Raw genomic sequence first — 17,825 nt, 5'->3', positions numbered from 1 at the left:
AATGCTATCATTCATCGTCATAGGAATCAACGACTCGCATGCGCCCCGCTTCTCGCGGGAGATCACTCGGGAGATAGAGAAGGGAAAAGTATTCTCCGGAGGGAAGAGACACCGTGAAATCGTCAACGCCCTCTTGCCTCAACAAGCTCGATGGATCGATATCGCCGCGCCTCTCGACGAGACATTCAAGCAGTACGAAGAAGCGCGATGCAACGGAACGGAAACGATCGTCGTCTTCGCCTCTGGCGACCCCCTGTTTTTCGGCTTCGCCAACACAATAAGGCGGAAGATGCCGCAGGCGGAGATCAAAGTCTTCCCCGCCTTCCATTCGCTTCAGATGCTCGCACACCGGCTGGTCATGCCTTATCAGGAACTGCGGACAGTATCCCTGACGGGACGTTCGTGGCAAGAACTCGACCGTGTGCTGATCGAAAGGACGCCGGAAATCGGCCTTCTCACGGACGGGGAACACTCCCCCGCAGCGATCGCCCGCCGCATGACGGAGTTCGGCTACACGGCCTATCGGATGCATGTGGGCGAACATTTAGGGAATCCGGAACGAGAACGCGTGACCAGCTGTTCGCTGGCAGAGGCTTCCGAAATGAAATTCGATGCGCCGAATTGCGTGATCGTCCGCGCCGAAGAGCCGGGGATCAAACCTTTCGGAATCGACGATCGGGCATTCGAATTGCTGGACGGCAGAGAACGAATGATCACGAAGATGCCCATCCGATTGCTCAGCCTGCAAGCTTTGGCACTGAATACGCATCAGGCTTTATGGGACATAGGCTCCTGCACCGGTTCCATTTCGATAGAAGCGCGCCTGTTGTTCCCGCATCTCTCCGTCACCGCCTTCGAGATCAGAGAGGAAGGGCGACGACTGATGGAAACCAACAGCCGGAAGTTCGGCGCGCCGGGCATCCGATTCGTCTCCGGAGATTTCCTCACGACGGATATTTCCAACCTCCCTCGACCGGACGCCGTATTCATAGGCGGGCACGGAGGAAAGTTGAAAGAGGTGATGCGCAAGGCGAAGACCGTCCTTCGACCAGGGGGGTGCATCGTAATGAATTCCGTGACCTCTACCGGCTTCGATCTGTTTGAGCGAATGGCCCGGGAGCTGAATCTCGCGCTGCAGCCTGCCCTGCACCTCGTATTCAACGATTACAATCCCATTGATATATTGAAAGCGATAAACCGATGAAAACAGCGATTATCCTCGTCTCCGAAGCAGGTTATGCGACGGCCGAACACATCCGAAAAGAATTCGACTTCCCTATCTTCTCTCTGCACGAAGAAGAAGGAACTTCTCGCATCCGCACGATCGACGAGTTCCTTCGAAAAGACTTCCATACATTCGATGCCTTTATCTTCGTCGGAGCCTTAGGCATCTGTGTGCGCAGCATCGCTCCTTACATCGAAAACAAGCATATCGATCCTGCTGTCCTTTGCACCGATTGCACGGGGCAAATGGTCGTTTCCGTTCTGTCCGGCCATCTGGGCAGGGCCAACGAGCTGACCGAGAAGATCGCCCATGCGCTGGGGGCGTCACCCGTCATCACGACGCAGAGCGACCGTTTGGGACTATGGGTACTCGACACACTCGCTCAGCGGTTCGACTGGCACGTCAACAAGGTGAATATGAACGCCGAAATCGCCCTATTCGCTTCCGGCAAACCCACGGCCTTACTGCTGACCGTCCGCGATAAGGGCACAGAATGGTTGGTGTCGAACCGGCCAGACAATGTGACCCTCTTCTATCATGCCGAAGATATCCGGCAAGAAGATTTCGCATTGCTATTGATAGTCTCGCCCGTTCGCCCCGCACGCATCCGCATTCCTTACCTGTGGTTCATCCCTCCCTGCCTCCACGTCGGCATAGGCCTCGCTCGCGAAGCCCGGCCGACGGATGGGTTGATACGTGAGATCGAAGATTCTCTGTCGGATAAAGGCATACCGCTGCAAGCGATCGTCGACTTCTCCACCATCGTGGAAAAACAGTGCGAACCGGTGGTACAGGAACTGCAAAAGACGTACGCCTTCCGCTTCTTCCCTGCCGAAGATTTGGAAAAGATGAAAGTCCCACATCCGAGCGAAACGGTCAGGAAGTATATGCGGACATCCAGCGTCAGCGAAGCCTCAGCGATGCTCGCCGCTCAAAACGAATCCCTCGTCCTACCGAAAATAAAAGGTGAGAAATGGACCTTAGCTGCAGCTATCGATCGCCGGTTTCGGAGAAAGGGGCACATAGAAATCGTTGGTGCCGGCCCCGGCGACCCGGATTTGATCTCCGTGCGCGGAAGGAAGATACTGCAACAGGCAGACCTTATTCTTTACGCCGGTAGCTTAGTTCCTATCGAACTTACGGCCTGCGCAAAACCTCAGGCCACGGTCAGGAATTCCGCTTCATTGAACCTTACCGAACAGATTGCATTGATGAAAGAAGCCTATGATCGGGGAGAACTGATCGTCCGCCTCCACACGGGCGATCCTTGCCTGTACGGCGCTATTCAGGAACAGATGAACCTCTTCGACAAGTACGACATGGACTATCACATCACCCCCGGCATTTCTGCTTTCCAGGCAGCAGCAGCAGAACTCCGGTCGCAGTTCACGATTCCTCGGAAGACGCAAACCGTCATCCTTACGAGAGGCGAAGGCCGTACGCCGATGCCCGAGAAGGAACAACTTCACCTATTGGCGCGCTCGCAAAGCACGATGTGCATCTACCTCAGTGCGGACCTCGTAGAAAAGGTACAAGCGGAGTTGCTCCAAGCATATCCCCCGACGACGCCGGTGGCCGCCTGCTATCGCCTGACATGGAAGGAACAGCGCATCTACCACGGACAACTGAAAGACCTGACCGACCTATTGCGCGGCAACGGTCTGACGTCAGACACCTTGATCGTCGTAGGCGAAGCCATCGGTCATCGCGAAGGATTGTCCGAACTGTACGCTCCGCATTTTACTCATCGATATAGAAAGGGCAACGCATGATCATCGTTTTCGGAGGTACGACCGAAGGACGCAAGGCGGTCAAAGAATTGGAAGAGGCGGGAAAGCCTTATTACTATTCGACCAAGGGCGCCGGGCAACAGATCACGCTCAAAAATGGCATCCGACTGGAAGGGGCGTTGGACTTTCCTGCCCTCCTGTCATTCTGCCGAACACATGCCATCCGTCTGCTTGTCGACGCAGCCCATCCCTTTGCCGAACAGCTCCACCGAACAGTTGCGGATGTGGCCGAACGGTTGCGAATCCCCGCCATCCGCTTTGAACGAATATTCCCTCCTCATGACGACGAGCGCATTATCTGGTGCAAAGACTATTCCGAGGCCGTCGAACAGATTTGCGTACCGACACTTTTAGCGACCACCGGCGTGCAAAGCATCAGCAAGTTGAAACCGCTCGAAGCTAAAGGAACGAAAGTATACTACCGCATTCTGGAACGGGAAAGTTCCATGAAATCAGCCTGCGAACAGGGGATAGACACCTCCGTCCTGTACTACTACCGCCGGGGAGAAGATGAGCACAACCTCCTTCGCCAACTGCATCCGGACGGCATCCTCCTGAAAGAAAGCGGAGAAACGGGTGGGTTCGAGGAAAAGGTAAAAGCGGCCGAAGACTTGCACATACGGATCTACGCTATTTCCCGCCCCCGAACGCCTGCTGTCTTCCATCGGGTGAACGGAGAACACGGCTTGCGCAGGAGCGTCGAACAACTATTGCCCGATTTCTATGCGCTGCACAGCGGACTGACCAGCGGCAGTTACGCCACGGCTGCCGCCGTTGGTGCCGCGCAGTCGTTTCTACACAGAAAGGGCTCCGGTTATATTCTCTCCGATGGAATCGTTGAGGGAGTCGTCCCCGTCATCCTTCCCAACAAAGAAACCGTTTACGTGCCGGTAAGCTACGGAGAATCTTCCGCCACTGCAATCAAGGATAGCGGCGACGATCCCGACGTGACGAACGGCATCGAAATCACAGCCCGTGTGTCGATCTTAACAGATCCGGAACAAGGCGAGCGGGTTCGTATCGAAGGAGGCGAAGGCATCGGCAGGATCACCCTGAAGGGGTTCGATTCCCCCATCGGATCGGCAGCCATCAATAAGGTTCCGCGAGAGATGATCGTACACAACATCCTCGAGCAGCTCCAACCCGAAGTTCCGCTGTCGATCATCATCTCCGTACCCAAAGGAGAAGAGTTGGCCCGTCGCACGTTCAATCCCCGGCTCGGTATCGTAGGAGGAATTTCCATCGTAGGTGTTTCCGGTGTCATTAAACCTTTCTCCGAAGAAGGATTTGTCCTATCCATTCGGAAATGCATAGATGTGGCCAAAGCCACGGGATGCGACCGCATCGTTATCAATTCCGGAGCGAAGAGCGAAAGGTACGTGAAGGCTTATTACCCCGAACTTCCCGCACAGGCCTTCGTAGAGTACGGCAACTTCATCGGCGAAACGATTAAACTCGCTGCAGAAGCGCAGATCCCTCACCTTACCCTGGGAATCATGTTGGGCAAGGCTGTAAAATTAGCCGAAGGGAACCTCGACACGCACAGCCGAAAAGGGATCATGAGCAAGGACTTCATCAAGCGGATGATTCGGGAAGCGGGATGTGGACAATCGGTGGTCGATGTGGTCGACACGTTGACCTTAGCCCGAGAGCTTTGGGAAAAGATTCCTCCGGAGAAAACAGACGATTTCTGCAAAGTCGTTATCTCGCACTGCTATCGGCATTGCGCACCCCTTTTGCCCCACGGGCATCTCATCGTTTTGCTGATCGGCGAGAACGGAGAGATTCATACGGCCTGATTATTGCCTCAGCACCCGTATTCCCAAGGTCGTTCGGTCAAACAGGATTCCCTTCCGCTCGATATAAGCGCTCAGCACGCCGGCGGCAGCCAGTTCGCGAGGAGTTCCCGTCGTCAATCCCTTGTGCTTATCCATCATCCACACGGTATCGACGATTTGAAGCGCCAATTCCAAATCATGTGTAGAGAAGAAAATGGTCTTATCGGTCTCTTTGCTAAGCCGACGCAAAAGCTGCATCATCTCGACTTTGCTGGGGAAATCGAGAAATGCCGTCGGCTCATCGAGGAAGATCACAGGCGTTTCCTGAGTCAGCGCTTTCGCAATCATCACCTTCTGACGTTCGCCGTCGCTGAGCGTCTGTATCATCCGATGAGTCAGATTACCGATGCCGACCTGTCGAATCGCATTGTCTACTATCCGGTAATCCTCCTTGCCGAGATTACCCCAGAAGCCGGTGTACGGACTGCGTCCCAACCCGACCAATTCCCTGACAGACATATTCTGAATATGGACTTTGTGGGTAAGCACTACACCGATAAGTCTGGAAAGTTCTTTGTCCGTGTATTCGTCGATTTCTCTGTCATTGACGAATATCTTTCCTTCCAGCTTCGGCTGAAAATCCGATAACGTCCGAAGCAAAGTCGACTTCCCTACGCCATTCGCTCCTAACAGACATGTGAGCTCTCCGCTGCGGATAGTTGCGTCGATTTTCGACGCCACGACCTTCACTTCGGCTTTCTTCCCCCGATACCCGATACTGAGATCTTCCAAACGGATCGTTTCTTTACTCACGGATCTCCTCCTTCCTCTTTCTGAACAATACAGAAGCGATGATCGGCGCTCCGATCAAAGCGGTAACGGAATTGACGGGCAAGGCGCCCTCGAACCCCGGCATTCGGGCGATCAGATTGCATATCAACGCTAAAGCCGCTCCCGTCAACATAGTGCCGGGCATCAAGATCCGATGATTGGAAGTATGAAAGATGGCGCGGCAAAGGTGGGGGACTGCCAATCCGATGAACATGATCGGCCCGCAATAAGCGGTGACGATAGCGACCAATACGCCCGAACAGGCAATCACCCACATCCGCGCTCGCCGGATGTTCAACCCGAGGTTCCGTGCATAGCTGTCGCCCAAGAGCAACAGGTTCATCGTTTTGACCAACAGCATGGACAACGGCAACAAGATGGTCATCAGCACCACGAAGAGCAGCATCTGATTGCCGGACACCCTCGAAAAACTACCTAAACCCCAAACCACATACGCTTTCACATCTTCCTCCGGACTGAAAAACTTCAGCACACCGATAATCGCCGTAGCCAAATAGCCGATCATCACCCCGATCACCAACAGGGTGACGTTTCCCTTCACCTTTTGAGAGATGTAAACGATCAGTATCATAATGGCTAAGGCACCGACGACGGCCGCCGCAGACATCGCCGCATCCCCCAAGTAACCCAAACGACTCAAAGCGACGCCGCCCAACGAACCGGAAAGCAACACCACAAAAGCGACCCCGAGACTGGCTCCGCTGCTAATGCCTAACACCGACGGGCCGGCAAGCGGATTATGAAAAACGGTTTGCATCTGCAAACCGCTGACCGCCAAACCGGCGCCCGCCACGATAGCTGTCAACGCTTGCGGTAAACGGGACTTTAGAATGATGTTCCGCCAAACGATCGAATCACTTTCCCCGCCGAAAAGAATCCGGCAAACCTCGCCAGCCGGTATCTTCACCGTCCCTATCCATACATTGATCGCAAAGAAGAAAACGATCGTAATCAACAACAACATGAAGGGAATCGACTTTTTCACTGCTTCAGGATTTTATAAAAGGTCGGTCGATAATCGGCCGGCAACAACTCCGGGTGAAACACGTAGACAAAGTCGGCGAGGACGACATCCGGCTCTACCGGCGCAATTTCATAATAGGGACTCTGTTGCATGTTGCAATAAATCACTTGCTTTTTCTGGAAAGCTTTGAAATCGGCATTCCGCGGATCGCTCGCCTTCAGGGCCTCGTACGAAAACTCTCCCGGGAAGCTGTTCAATATCCGCCAATAATCGGCATCGGCAGCTATGCTGTACAGCTTTTCATATTCCATGTTGACTCCTCCGCTACTCGGATTATCCTTCATCACATAGTCGGCGCCGGCATCCTCGAACATTTTCGCCAAGTAGTTTCTCCCACCGACGGCAAACCAGTTACCTCCATGCATTTCTCCACTGAATACTACGGGGCGCACGCTCACTTTCGCAGCCTTTTCCTTCAATGCAGTATAGCGAGCGACAATTCCGTCGAATACGTCGTTCGCCTCTTTTTCCTTTCCGATGAACAGGCTGATGAACTTGATCCATTCAGCTTGTCCCAACGGATCAAGTTCTTTATATCCCAAATGAGGAATCAGCGTAATGCCCGTTTCTTTAATAGCTTCGTAACCACCCCGTTTGAAGGGAGAGATGAATATCACATCCGGATTGGCAGCCATAATGATCTCGGCATCGAAGTTCCCCTCCATCCCGATCTTGACGATGCGCCCGTCGTTCACGCGGGCGTGAATATCGCGATTGTACAAATTCTTCGTACCCGTAATACCGGTAATGAAGTCGTGCGCTCGTAAAACCGTAAAATTCGACAACTGTAGCGAGGTCATGCAAATACAACGAGCGATAGGGACGTTTATCGCCGTATACTCGGGCGGTATCGCAACAGATTTCATTCCCTTGGATACAAGGGCGAAACGATAAGCGACCTCTCCTTCGTTTTGAGGATCTCGAATATCGATCAATCTGACGCCTTCCTTCGAATATTCGACAGAAAAACCTTTGGCATAGCGAGCCTGAATGACGGTGGCAGCGTCGGGCTCCGTCGCCGTTGCCGCATGGCCGGCCTGCAGTTTTTTCGTTGACGGATTGCAGGCGTCGAATAGCATCGAAAGGGCCGCAGCCGCACTTAAAAACAATACCTCTTTCATCGTTCCAATCGATTCGATCATTTTATGCAAAGATACGAATATTCGGTACATGCATGCCTATTTCAGGATAAAAAGAGCGAACGGGAACGAGAGATCGGCACGAAACGGAATGCGCACCAACAGCGACAACCTGCATAGTGTGAGTCAGGGTAAAAACCCTAAAGTGTAATTTCGGTACGATTATCCGTAATTATGTAAAACTGGTTCCCCTTCGTAATTCGTAGCTTTGTATCAAATTTAAACACTTACTACATGAACAGGTTGATCAAAGGATGGGCGACGAGCCTCCTGTTCTTGCTGTCCTGTTATTCATTAAATGCACAAGGAACCATGAAACATTCATTAAGCAAACGCCTGCAGAACATGGCCGCCATCGCTTGCTTAGAAGCGAAAGGCGATTTGGCCCGCTTGAGCAACGCTATCGACAACGGGTTGAACGACGGCTTGACAGTCAGTGAAATCAAAGAGGCGCTCTCACAACTGTATGCATATACGGGCTTTCCGAGAAGCCTGAACGGATTAAGCACGCTTCAACAAGTCGTCGAAGCACAAAAGAAGAGAGGGATTATCGATCGGGAGGGAAAGGATGCCGATCCCTTGCCTGCGGATTACGATGCACTGAAAGACGGTACGAGGGTACAGACCCGTCTGTCGGGGAGAGCTTTCGTCTACGACTTTGCTCCGACAACCGACTACTATCTGAAAGCACACCTCTTCGGCGATATCTTCGCACGAAACAACCTCTCTTTCGCCGATCGGGAACTGGTTACACTCAGCGCTCTCTCGGGAATAAAAGGCGTCGAACCCCAACTGAAGGCGCATGTCAACGGAGCGCGGAATATGGGACTGCCGGATGAAGATATTCGCGCCATTCCCGCCGCACTGAGAAAACATGTAGGTAAAACGGAAGCCTATCGGGCGCAAAAGGCTATTGCCGAAATCTTCGGCGAACCCTTCTCTGAAGGAGAACCCATCGAGCATATGATTTTCCTGAAGGGAGAGCCAAACACGGCATATGCCGACTATTTTATCGGGAACAGCTATTTAGCGGGATTGGCCGATGGCAGAGGGAAACTCCGCGTAGCGAACGTCACTTTCGAGCCACGTTGCCGAAACAACTGGCATATTCATCACAAGGGCGGACAAATACTGATTTGCGTCGGCGGTCGCGGTTGGTATCAGGCTTGGGGAAAACCGGCACAAGCGTTGCAGCCCGGCGATGTAGTGGATATCCCCGCCGAAGTGAAACATTGGCACGGTGCAACGAAAGACAGCTGGTTTCAGCATATCGCCATAGCCGTTCCCGTCGAGGGAGCATCCAACGAATGGTTGGAACCCGTTACGGACGAAGACTACGATAAGTTGAAATAACCGTCGGAAAACCACTTTCCTCAAACCAGTCGTTCACGCAGGCCGCTCGCCTATACCGATGCAATCTTTCAGACTTTTTGGACAGCATTCACCTCTCTTTCAAATAAGGAGGAGTTGAGGTATGCAGGGGATTGCTCAACTGTAAAACAGTTCCTGCTTCAAGGTCTCGATCTGCGCATCGATCTTGTGCAATTCGTCGGGAATACGGATGTTCTGAGGGCAATGCGGCTCGCATTGGGCGCATCCGATACAATGATCAGCCTGACGGAGCTTCGGGATCGTTCGGTTTAACCCTAACAGATAACTGCGACGCAGTCTGGCATATGCCTTGTCCTGTGTATCGTGCGGCAAGGTTCCCTCGTTCTTGCACTTGTTATAATAAACGAAGATACCCGGAATATCGATGCCGTAAGGACAGGGCATGCAATATTTGCAATCGTTACAGGGAATCGTTCGCAAACCGACCAACTTGCGGGCGATATCGTAAAGAAACGCTTCCTCCTCTTTGGAGACGGGTTTCAACGGGCAATAAGATAACAAATTATCCTTCAGATGCTCCATATAAGTCATACCGCTCAGTACCGTCAGCACGCCTTCCGGGGTACCGGCATAACGAAAGGCCCACGAGGCCACCGTATGTTCTGGGTCACGTTTCTTCATCTCCATCGCGATATACTGAGGGACATTCGAAAGCCGTCCGCCCAACAGGGGTTCCATGATTACGGCGGGTATTCCTCGTTGCCGCAATTCTCCGTACAGGTATTCCGCATCGGTATTCCGTTCGTTGATTTCTTTGGCATGTCCCCAATCCAAATAGTTTAATTCAATCTGCACGAAGTCCCAGTGGTATTTATCGTGATTCTCCAACAAATAATCAAAGACCTCTATATCGCCATGATAAGAGAAGCCGAGGTTCCGGATCTTCCCTTCCTTCCGCTGCTCCACGAGCCAATCCAAGATACCATTGTCCACGAAGCGTGCATTGAAAGCCTCCCAGCCCCCCATGCCGATGCCATGCAACAAGTAATAATCGATATAATCTACCTGAAGCTCCTTGAGCGAATTTTGAAACAATTTGACAGAAGCCTCGCGGCTATGCGTGACCGGACTGAAGTTCGACATCTTGGTAGCAATAAAATAACTGTCACGGGGATGACGGTGCAGCGCTATTCCCGTCGCATGTTCCGACATACCTTGACAGTAAACCGGCGAGGTATCGAAATAGTTCACGCCGTGCTCGATGGCGTAGTCGACCAATCGATTTACCATCTCCTGATCGATCGGGCTCTTGCTATCGCGCGCAGCCACTCCTTCCTCCGTCGGCAAGCGCATCATGCCATATCCTAAAAGAGAAACCTTATCCCCCGTCGTAGGAGAAGTACGATAGCTCATCTTTCCTCGGGGAGGTTCCGTCTGCGATTGATAGTCATCCTCTATCCGCAGCGTTTCCGGTTTTTTGCATCCCGTCAGAACCGCGGCGGTAGAGATGGCTCCCGTACCGAACAATCCCAAAAACTTCCGACGGTTCATCTTTTTCTTATCCATTGCTCTTCATATTAAATAAACCACACTGTCCAAGGCGTAAATTTAGAACTTTTATTCGGGAAACAAGAAAACAGATTACGGAATAAATAAACTTTTTCACCGATCGATAAAAATATGCAGAGCCTCGCACCACCCCACATCTATCGTCCCTTCGTCGACTACCTCTTTCCCAGATCGTCGTAAGCGCTCTGCAGGATTGCCTTTCCCCGCTCAAGCCGATTTTTGTCGGAAACGGGTTCGTCAATCACGATCTTCTCCGAATGATTATCGTATAGCGTTACACCGGTACCGTCGCAAAACGCAAATCCGTTGTTATAGCTGTAAAACGCAAAAGGATAGGTATAACGATCGTTCAACACATTTCGACTGAAAACGAAGGCCGAATGATCCAATCCGAGCTGTCCCAATAAGGTGGCGGGCAAATCGCTCTGGTTCATCAGCTTATCGATCTTCACCGGCTGTTTGACGGCTCCGCCTACCCAAATCATCGGGATACGGAAAAATTTAGGATGATTGGCATATTCGTTTTCAGGATAGTGGCGACCGTGGTCGGGAAGAATGATCACCAGCAGATTATCCCACAGCGAAGAGCCTTTCATCCGGTCGATCAGTTTTCCAATGCAATCGTCGGTATAAGCGTATGCGTTCTTTACTTTGTCGTCGAAGCGATCGAAAGGCACCTCAAAAGGTTCGTGGCTGCTCAACGTCAAAAACGCCGTATGCCATAATTTCTCTTTCCGGCTTATCAATTCCTGATAAAGATGTTCAAACGTGTACTCGTCATTCACGCCCCAAGCATTGCTGGTTTGTTCCGCCAACGAGAAATCACCGGCAGAGGTAAGATGTTGGAAACCCGTCGCCTTTAAATATCCTTTCATATTGGTAAAGTTAATATCCCCACCGTAAAGGAAATCGGTCGCATACCCCTGTCTCTCCAGCTCTTTTGCGATGGAAGGCAATTTGCTACACTTCGTTGGTATCTTCATGACCGAGACGGTAGGCAATCCCAAGTAGCCGCTGAAAGCGCATATTATCCCACGATCGGTACGGTAACTGTCCGCATAGCAGTTGGTGAAGAAAACACCTTCCTCGCAAAACCGGTTCAGATTGGGAGAGACTCCCGGATAGCCACCCAACGGTTCGATGAAAGTAGAGCCGTAACCTTCCAAAAGAAGGAGCAATACGTTCGGGCGTTTCGTCTTCAGAAGCTGCGTCGTACTATCGCCGTCAGCCGTCGGATATAATCCGCGAAATAAGTCGGCGCGTGTAGCCTCGTCGAAAAAATCGAATTGCTTGCCGTAATCTTTCGATTTGCTCATCGACGACAACAGACTGAATACAGGATTCACCGCCGAGTGATTCAAGAACTGATCTTCGCTGAAATAAGCTTGTCCCACATTGGTCGTCGATCGCCCTACTCCACCCCGGATAACCAGAACCAATATACCCGCGATGAACATCATCAGCACGGAGCCGAACACCCGATGCCGCATCTTTTCCAAGATCTTTGGAGTGATCTTCCACAACAGCCAGCCATAGAGAGCAGCGAGCGCTACGATAAGAATGATGCGGAGCAGGATGTAACCGGCAGAGACGCTGGCCAAAGCTTCCTTCGGCGAATCCATATAAACGAAAATAGAAGCGTCCAACTTAAATCCCCAAAAAGGATAAAGGGTCATGTCGACGATAAAAGCAAGCGCGATGAAAAGCGCTGTCAAGACGTAATAGGCAAGGAGGATCTTCTTCAGGGGGAAAGCTCTGCACCAGATGCTGATGAGCACACAAACAAAAGGTACGGCTATCAAATAACCTGTCATCGCCGCATCCAGAGAAAGGCCATGAAACATGACCCGCAAGAAATTGCCAAGAGAAATATCCCTCCCTACGGCACCATTGTAAATCATAAACAAGGGTTTCTGCAGCACAAAGATCAGCCAGACCGCCGCAAAAAACAGGCTCAGATAAACAAGTCGTTTCTTCATAATCACCGTATTTGCTGCAAAAGTAAATCAAATTGTACGAGCGACAAAATTTGTGCTAACTTTGTCGCAAACATAAACTGCATGAAGAAAACACATCTTGTACTGTTAAGTACGATATTACTTTGCCTGTCATGCGTGGGGGAAGGAGCAATGTCTGTCGATTACGAACTCATGGACGGTTTCCCTCAAGCCGAAACAGGTATCGAACAAGGTGTATCGGCCTGTTTCGCGGGGATACCGCCGGTTACCTGATCATAGCGGGAGGATGTAACTTTCCGGAAGTTCCCATTGCCGAAGGCGGCACGAAACGGTATTACAAAGGAATCTACGCCACGCCCTTGGATAAGGGGATCCGATTGACATGGAGACAGATCGGCGCACTACCCGACGCCGCCGCTTACGGAGTATCCATCATTACCGGCGACGGGCTTATCTTCATAGGCGGGAACAACCAAAAAAACACTTTCTCTTCAGTTATCCGCATACGTTGGGAAAGCCATTCGAGGGAACGTATTCAAATCGATTCGTTGCCCGGCCTGCCTTTTCCGTCGGATAATATGACGGGTTGTCGAGCAGGCGATTATCTTTATGTAGCCGGAGGGAATAAGGCAGGCATTCCTTGCCACCAATTCATTCGATTGGACTTGCGTCACGAAGAGCTCAGGTGGGAGACATTGCCTCCCTTTCCGGGGCAGGTCCGCATACAACTGGTGTGCGGAGCGATCGGAACGAACTTCTTCCTCTTCGGGGGATTCAACTTGACCGCCCGATCGATCGCTTTAAACGACTATCTTTACCGTGCAGAAGCGAAAGCATGGGAAGAAATCACCGGCCCCGTAGACGAATATAGCAGTCCGCTCGCCTTAGGAGGAGGTGCATCAGTCAGCATGAACGATCGCATGTTTTTCGTCGGAGGCATATACCGCAATCTGTTTCGAATAGGCATGACGGATCCACCAGCAGATTATATAAAACATCCTGCGGCATGGTACCGATTCAATCCTTACCTCCTGCAATACGACGTAAACGGGTGGAGTATCCTCGAAAAAAGCCCAGCGAAACGCACCGGGGCAGGAGAACTTCCCGTCACTGCCCGCACCGGCGCTTCATTCGTAAACGACGGAAAGAATCTTTATCTGATCGGAGGAGAATTAAAGCCGGGCATCCGGACGAATGAAATTTATCGGATAACGGTAAAATGATCCACTCCTCTTCTCCTTTCAGAGTTTTATTTTTGCCACCAATTTGCGGAAATCGTACGGGGCGATATTCGGGGCATGCGCATCTTCCGGATAAGCCACGACGAACTCCCCCGGATAAACATCCGTAAACGATGCGGGGCAATCGTCGGACAAAGCGAAATCTTTCTCCACATCGTATTCCTCGGCAAGGTGTCGCAGGTCAGACGTCGCCTTCCAACCCCATATCTCGTGCGCAAAAGGAATGTGTACATCCATATAACGACGGTGAAATTCCAACATCTGATCTTCTCTGGACATTCCCTTTACTTCGGAATAATTGATAAACAAGTTGTCGCCGTCTATTTCTATTCGTCCCAAGGGGATTGTCGAAAAGTCGTGCGACTTCACATAGTCGAACAACACTTTCATCGACGGATGCAGGGATTCAATCCGCCCGCTATCGCTCAGTTTACCGTGTATCATCGTTATTTGCCGTTTAAAATCTCAAGACAAAGCATGTAGCCTTTGATCATCATACGGGGAATATGGAAGGGCCCTTTGAAAATATTGCCTTTGCCCGGTTGAGCCACCGTACCGTCCCGATGCAAATAGCCATACCATTCTCCATATTCCCTGTCGGGGAAATGCTCGAATGTCCATTCGCTCACTTCCTTATGCATGTTTATGTATCTCTCTTCTTTCGTCGCCCAGTAAGCATACAGACTTGCAATAATCGTCTCCGTCTGAGGCCACCAGAATTTCATATCCTGCGAATAATCCTGAGGCGGGAAGTTCCGGCAATCCCGAAAGTTGATAATACCGCCATATACCTTATCCCATCCCCATTCGTACGACCAATTCAATATCCGCAAAGCCATATCGAGCAAATCTTTGTCCCATTGACGGTGCTCGGCTTCCTCCATCACAAACCAAGAGGTCTCGATACAGTGCCCGGGATTGATCACCCGGCCGTTGCAGGTATCGATAAATTCTTCCTCCAAGCCGACCGTTTCGAGCAAAGCCTTAAACTCCAGATGAATGAAATAACGCAATGTTTCCAACGATTTATCTATCTGAGCATCCAGTACAGGATCGGGAATCGCTTCTCGAATACGCGAAGCCGTATTGATCAGAATCATCGTCATGGAATATCCCCGCGTTTTCAACGCAGGCAGACACTTGGACTCCAACAATCCCGGCGTACGAAGATATGTCACTATCAGGTTGAACAGTTCCAAGGCTCTCTTTACATACCTGTCGTCTCTCGAAGCAATGGCATATTCCGCCATCGCGATGGCGGCAAAGCATTCGGAAAACAGATAACGACGCTTACGCAAGGGGGTACCGTCTTCCATGACCTCGAAAAACATTCGCCCGTCGGTATCAATACAATGACCGACCATAAAATCAATACAATGCTTGGAAGCCTCCAGCCATTCCGGTTTCTTCGCTATGTGGTTATACGCAAAGGCGGCAATAAAGGCGAAGCGTCCTTGGAACTACACAGACTTAGTCGTATCCATCAGCGCGCCATCCCTATCCAAGCAGGTATAAAGACCGCCATGTTGGCGGTCGAGCCCATGTTCTAGCCAGAAAGGCATGATGTTATCAGTCAATTCCCGTTTATACGTATCCGCCCACTGCTTCAAATAATTCCTGCCATCCATCACTTAACTGCTTAAAATTGATTACAACGTTCAAAGAAACCGATCTCTTCCAATTCTTTCTTCATGGCTTTCTCTTCCTCTTCCGTCAGATTTCGGAAAGGCACGCGATTCGGTCCCAGATCGAACCCTATTAATTTCATGATTCGTTTACCGCCAACGATATTTCCACGGTACCGACAAATCACATTGATGACTTCCTGACCGAAATTCTGTTTTTCGCGTGCGGTCTTCAAATCTCCCCCGTTCCAAGCCTCCCAGATACCGACCAATTCACGTCCGTTATAATTCGTGGTGCCGCAGATACAACCTTTCGCTCCGCCCAATGCCATTTCCGCCAGCATGGTTTCATCCTGTCCGTGAAGCATATCGAACTTGCCGTTTCCGTATAAGCGGCATTGATTATACTCGTACAAACTTTCAAAAGTGTATTTAATCCCTGCAAAATTAGGGATTCGCCCGTCGATGGCTTTCAACAGATCGAGCATCGGGAGAAATGCGCCGTTGAAGGCCGGGATATGATAATAATAAAACGGCAGATCGGGAGCCGCCGCCGCAATCTTCTCGCAATAGTCCGCCAGTTCCTCTATCCGTCCGACATGCGGGAAAGGAGGAGCCATAGAGCCTATTCCCCAAGCTCCGATTTCTTGCGCGTGAACAGCCATCCGAACGCTTTCGCGCAGGCAGCAGCTACCTACATGGATGATGACTTTAAAGTTCTCAGGAGCGACAGAAACCCATTTTTCGGCCAACGCCATCCGTTCCGCGACGCTCAACAGGTATCCCTCTCCCGAAGAACCATTGATAAAGACGCCTTTCAAACCGTTCTTCCTCAACATGGCGGCATACGCCGCTATGGGCCCGTCATTCACTGCTCCATCCGGAAAGAACGGAGTAAACGGGGCATCGATCAAACCTATTATCTTTTCCATTGATCATTATTTTAAATTATCCATTCTAGGATGCAGAAAATACAGTTGAAGAGCCACGACTATCGTCACCATCACGCTTAACAAGGCAAAACCCTCGCCTAAACTGCCTTTATCCGTCCATTTCCCGAAGATCTGCGTAACGGCAGCACCAAAAAAGACGCCAACCATATTCATGATCCCATAGGCGGTAGCCCGATACTTGGCAGAAATGAACTGACACAAGATGGGCATATTATTGGCATCAAAGAATCCGAAACCCACGCCGAACAAAAGGCTCGCCCCGATAATCGGCAAGAAGCTATGCCCGAATCCTAAAAGCAGCAATGACGGAATAGTCATTCCCAAACCTATCGCACTGATATAAATACGACCGCGGAGATCCCGTTGAACCCATCGGTCGGAAAGGACGCCTCCTGCAATGACGCCCAGGAACGAAGAAGCTGCAATGGTAATGGTAGACAAGGGGCCGGCCTGAGACATCGGAATGCCCAAGCTGTTTGAAAAGAGCGTCGGAAGCCAATTCTTCATCGCCCAACCCGGTAAACTCGGCGTCGCAAAATAAAACAAAATGATCCAGAAAGCAAGAGTGGAAAAAACAACCGTCAAGCCTGCCCATACGGATTTTTTTCCTGCCGCTCCTCCTTCGCTCGCAGATCGAATCTCCGACTTTCTATGATTCGGGGTCTCATACAAAAAGAAAACCAAGACGAAAGAATAGACGATACCGATGAGCCCGAAGCCGTGAAATGTCGATTGCCAGGAAAACATCATCGCCACCGTTGCACCAAAGCCGCCGATAGCCTGACCGACATAGAGGCCCGTCATGTGAATGCCTATCGCCAACGAGCGCGACTTGCCGCTATGCCAATCGGCAATCAGCGAAAGTGCCGAAGGGATGTATAACGCCTCGCTGACACCCATCAGCGCGCGAAGGCCGTATAGCTCGCGAAAAGAGTCGGCATATCCCATTAAGAATGTAACGGCCGACCAGACGAACAAGCTCCCCACGATCAACCATTTCCGACTCATCTTGTCGGCAATCATACCGGCGAGAGGACTTACAAAACCGTAAATCCAAAGGAATACGGCCATCAACGCACCGAAAGTTTCGGCTTTGTTGAGCTCCGCAATATCCACCTTCATCGCCGTTTGCATGGTGGACAGCATTTGTCGGTCCATATAATTAAGCAAGGCGACCGTCCACAATAAAGCCACAACAACCCATGGATAATACCGATGATTTTTCATGCTCCACAACGAATTGAAGATCGACAAACGGATCGGGAAACCGTTTGCTCAAAACAGTCGCAATATTAACCATTTTCCGATAAATAGAGAAATCCTCGGTTCTCTTTTATCT

General features: G+C 51.0%; 12 protein-coding genes and 2 pseudogenes. 5 read left to right on the top strand and 9 right to left on the bottom strand.

All coding sequences use genetic code 11. The features are described 5' to 3' along the window. Position 1: 1 nt before the first annotated feature. The 3 genes from cbiE to cbiD are packed head-to-tail and all read left to right on the top strand — an operon-like array spanning position 2 to position 4,814. Positions 2-1,204, top strand: coding sequence for a precorrin-6y C5,15-methyltransferase (decarboxylating) subunit CbiE (gene cbiE, locus BN102_RS02380; protein WP_019207469.1), 1,203 nt, complete (start codon positions 2-4; stop codon positions 1,202-1,204). Continuing rightward, entirely contained in the window at positions 1,201-2,997 is a 1,797-nt protein-coding gene (gene cobM, locus BN102_RS02375) for a precorrin-4 C(11)-methyltransferase (RefSeq protein ID WP_019207468.1), read from the top strand. Before cbiE ends, cobM begins: the two co-directional genes overlap by 4 nt. Beyond that, entirely contained in the window at positions 2,994-4,814 is a 1,821-nt protein-coding gene (cbiD, locus tag BN102_RS02370; protein ID WP_019207467.1) for a cobalt-precorrin-5B (C(1))-methyltransferase CbiD, read from the top strand. Before cobM ends, cbiD begins: the two co-directional genes overlap by 4 nt. A gap of 12 nt (positions 4,815-4,826) precedes the next feature. Here cbiD and BN102_RS02365 read toward each other — a convergent pair. The 3 genes and pseudogenes from BN102_RS02365 to BN102_RS02355 form a co-directional block, all read right to left on the bottom strand. Then, positions 4,827-5,606, bottom strand: a pseudogene (locus tag BN102_RS02365) (ABC transporter ATP-binding protein); the annotation flags it as partial. Continuing rightward, positions 5,599-6,609: an iron chelate uptake ABC transporter family permease subunit gene (locus BN102_RS02360; protein WP_021311801.1), complete on the bottom strand. Its 1,011-nt coding sequence runs from the start codon at positions 6,607-6,609 to the stop codon at positions 5,599-5,601. The gene BN102_RS02360 and the pseudogene BN102_RS02365, both read right to left, overlap by 8 nt. Before the next feature lie 17 nt (positions 6,610-6,626). Continuing rightward, positions 6,627-7,790 carry an ABC transporter substrate-binding protein gene (locus BN102_RS02355; protein ID WP_036787138.1) on the bottom strand — a complete coding sequence of 388 codons (1,164 nt, stop codon included), beginning with the start codon at positions 7,788-7,790 and terminating at the stop codon, positions 6,627-6,629. A gap of 252 nt (positions 7,791-8,042) precedes the next feature. On the opposite strand from BN102_RS02355, the gene BN102_RS02350 reads away from it, so the two are divergent. Further along, the gene (locus BN102_RS02350) at positions 8,043-9,161 is read left to right on the top strand and encodes a carboxymuconolactone decarboxylase family protein (RefSeq protein ID WP_019207463.1); all 1,119 of its coding nucleotides are present in this window, start codon (positions 8,043-8,045) and stop codon (positions 9,159-9,161) included. Positions 9,162-9,296: 135 nt separating this feature from the next. Here the strand turns inward: BN102_RS02350 and BN102_RS02345 are convergent, their stop codons facing one another. Beyond that, positions 9,297-10,706 (bottom strand): aldo/keto reductase, encoded by a 1,410-nt coding sequence (locus tag BN102_RS02345; protein WP_019207462.1) that lies wholly within the window; start codon positions 10,704-10,706, stop codon positions 9,297-9,299. A 158-nt stretch (positions 10,707-10,864) separates the two neighbouring features. Further along, complete coding sequence (locus tag BN102_RS02340; protein WP_019207461.1) at positions 10,865-12,688, bottom strand: LTA synthase family protein; 1,824 nt, start codon at positions 12,686-12,688, stop codon at positions 10,865-10,867. A 131-nt stretch (positions 12,689-12,819) separates the two neighbouring features. On the opposite strand from BN102_RS02340, the gene BN102_RS02335 reads away from it, so the two are divergent. Then, the gene (locus BN102_RS02335) at positions 12,820-13,890 is read left to right on the top strand and encodes a cyclically-permuted mutarotase family protein (protein ID WP_036786947.1); all 1,071 of its coding nucleotides are present in this window, start codon (positions 12,820-12,822) and stop codon (positions 13,888-13,890) included. Between the two features lie 18 nt (positions 13,891-13,908). Here the strand turns inward: BN102_RS02335 and BN102_RS02330 are convergent, their stop codons facing one another. From BN102_RS02330 to BN102_RS02315, 4 genes and pseudogenes are all read right to left on the bottom strand, one after another. Further along, on the bottom strand, positions 13,909-14,352 hold the full coding sequence (locus tag BN102_RS02330) for a NanQ anomerase/TabA/YiaL family protein (protein WP_019207460.1): 444 nt from the start codon (positions 14,350-14,352) through the stop codon (positions 13,909-13,911). A 2-nt stretch (positions 14,353-14,354) separates the two neighbouring features. Continuing rightward, positions 14,355-15,536 (bottom strand): annotated as a pseudogene (locus BN102_RS02325) (AGE family epimerase/isomerase). 11 nt (positions 15,537-15,547) lie between these two features. Next, on the bottom strand, positions 15,548-16,465 hold the full coding sequence (locus BN102_RS02320) for a dihydrodipicolinate synthase family protein (RefSeq protein WP_019207457.1): 918 nt from the start codon (positions 16,463-16,465) through the stop codon (positions 15,548-15,550). 6 nt (positions 16,466-16,471) lie between these two features. Continuing rightward, positions 16,472-17,713 (bottom strand): MFS transporter, encoded by a 1,242-nt coding sequence (locus BN102_RS02315; protein WP_019207456.1) that lies wholly within the window; start codon positions 17,711-17,713, stop codon positions 16,472-16,474. Positions 17,714-17,825 lie beyond the last annotated feature (112 nt).

This window comes from Phocaeicola abscessus CCUG 55929 (assembly GCF_000312445.1).
Classification (GTDB): domain Bacteria; phylum Bacteroidota; class Bacteroidia; order Bacteroidales; family Bacteroidaceae; genus Phocaeicola; species Phocaeicola abscessus.
This window is presented reverse-complemented; position numbering and strand designations above follow the sequence as displayed.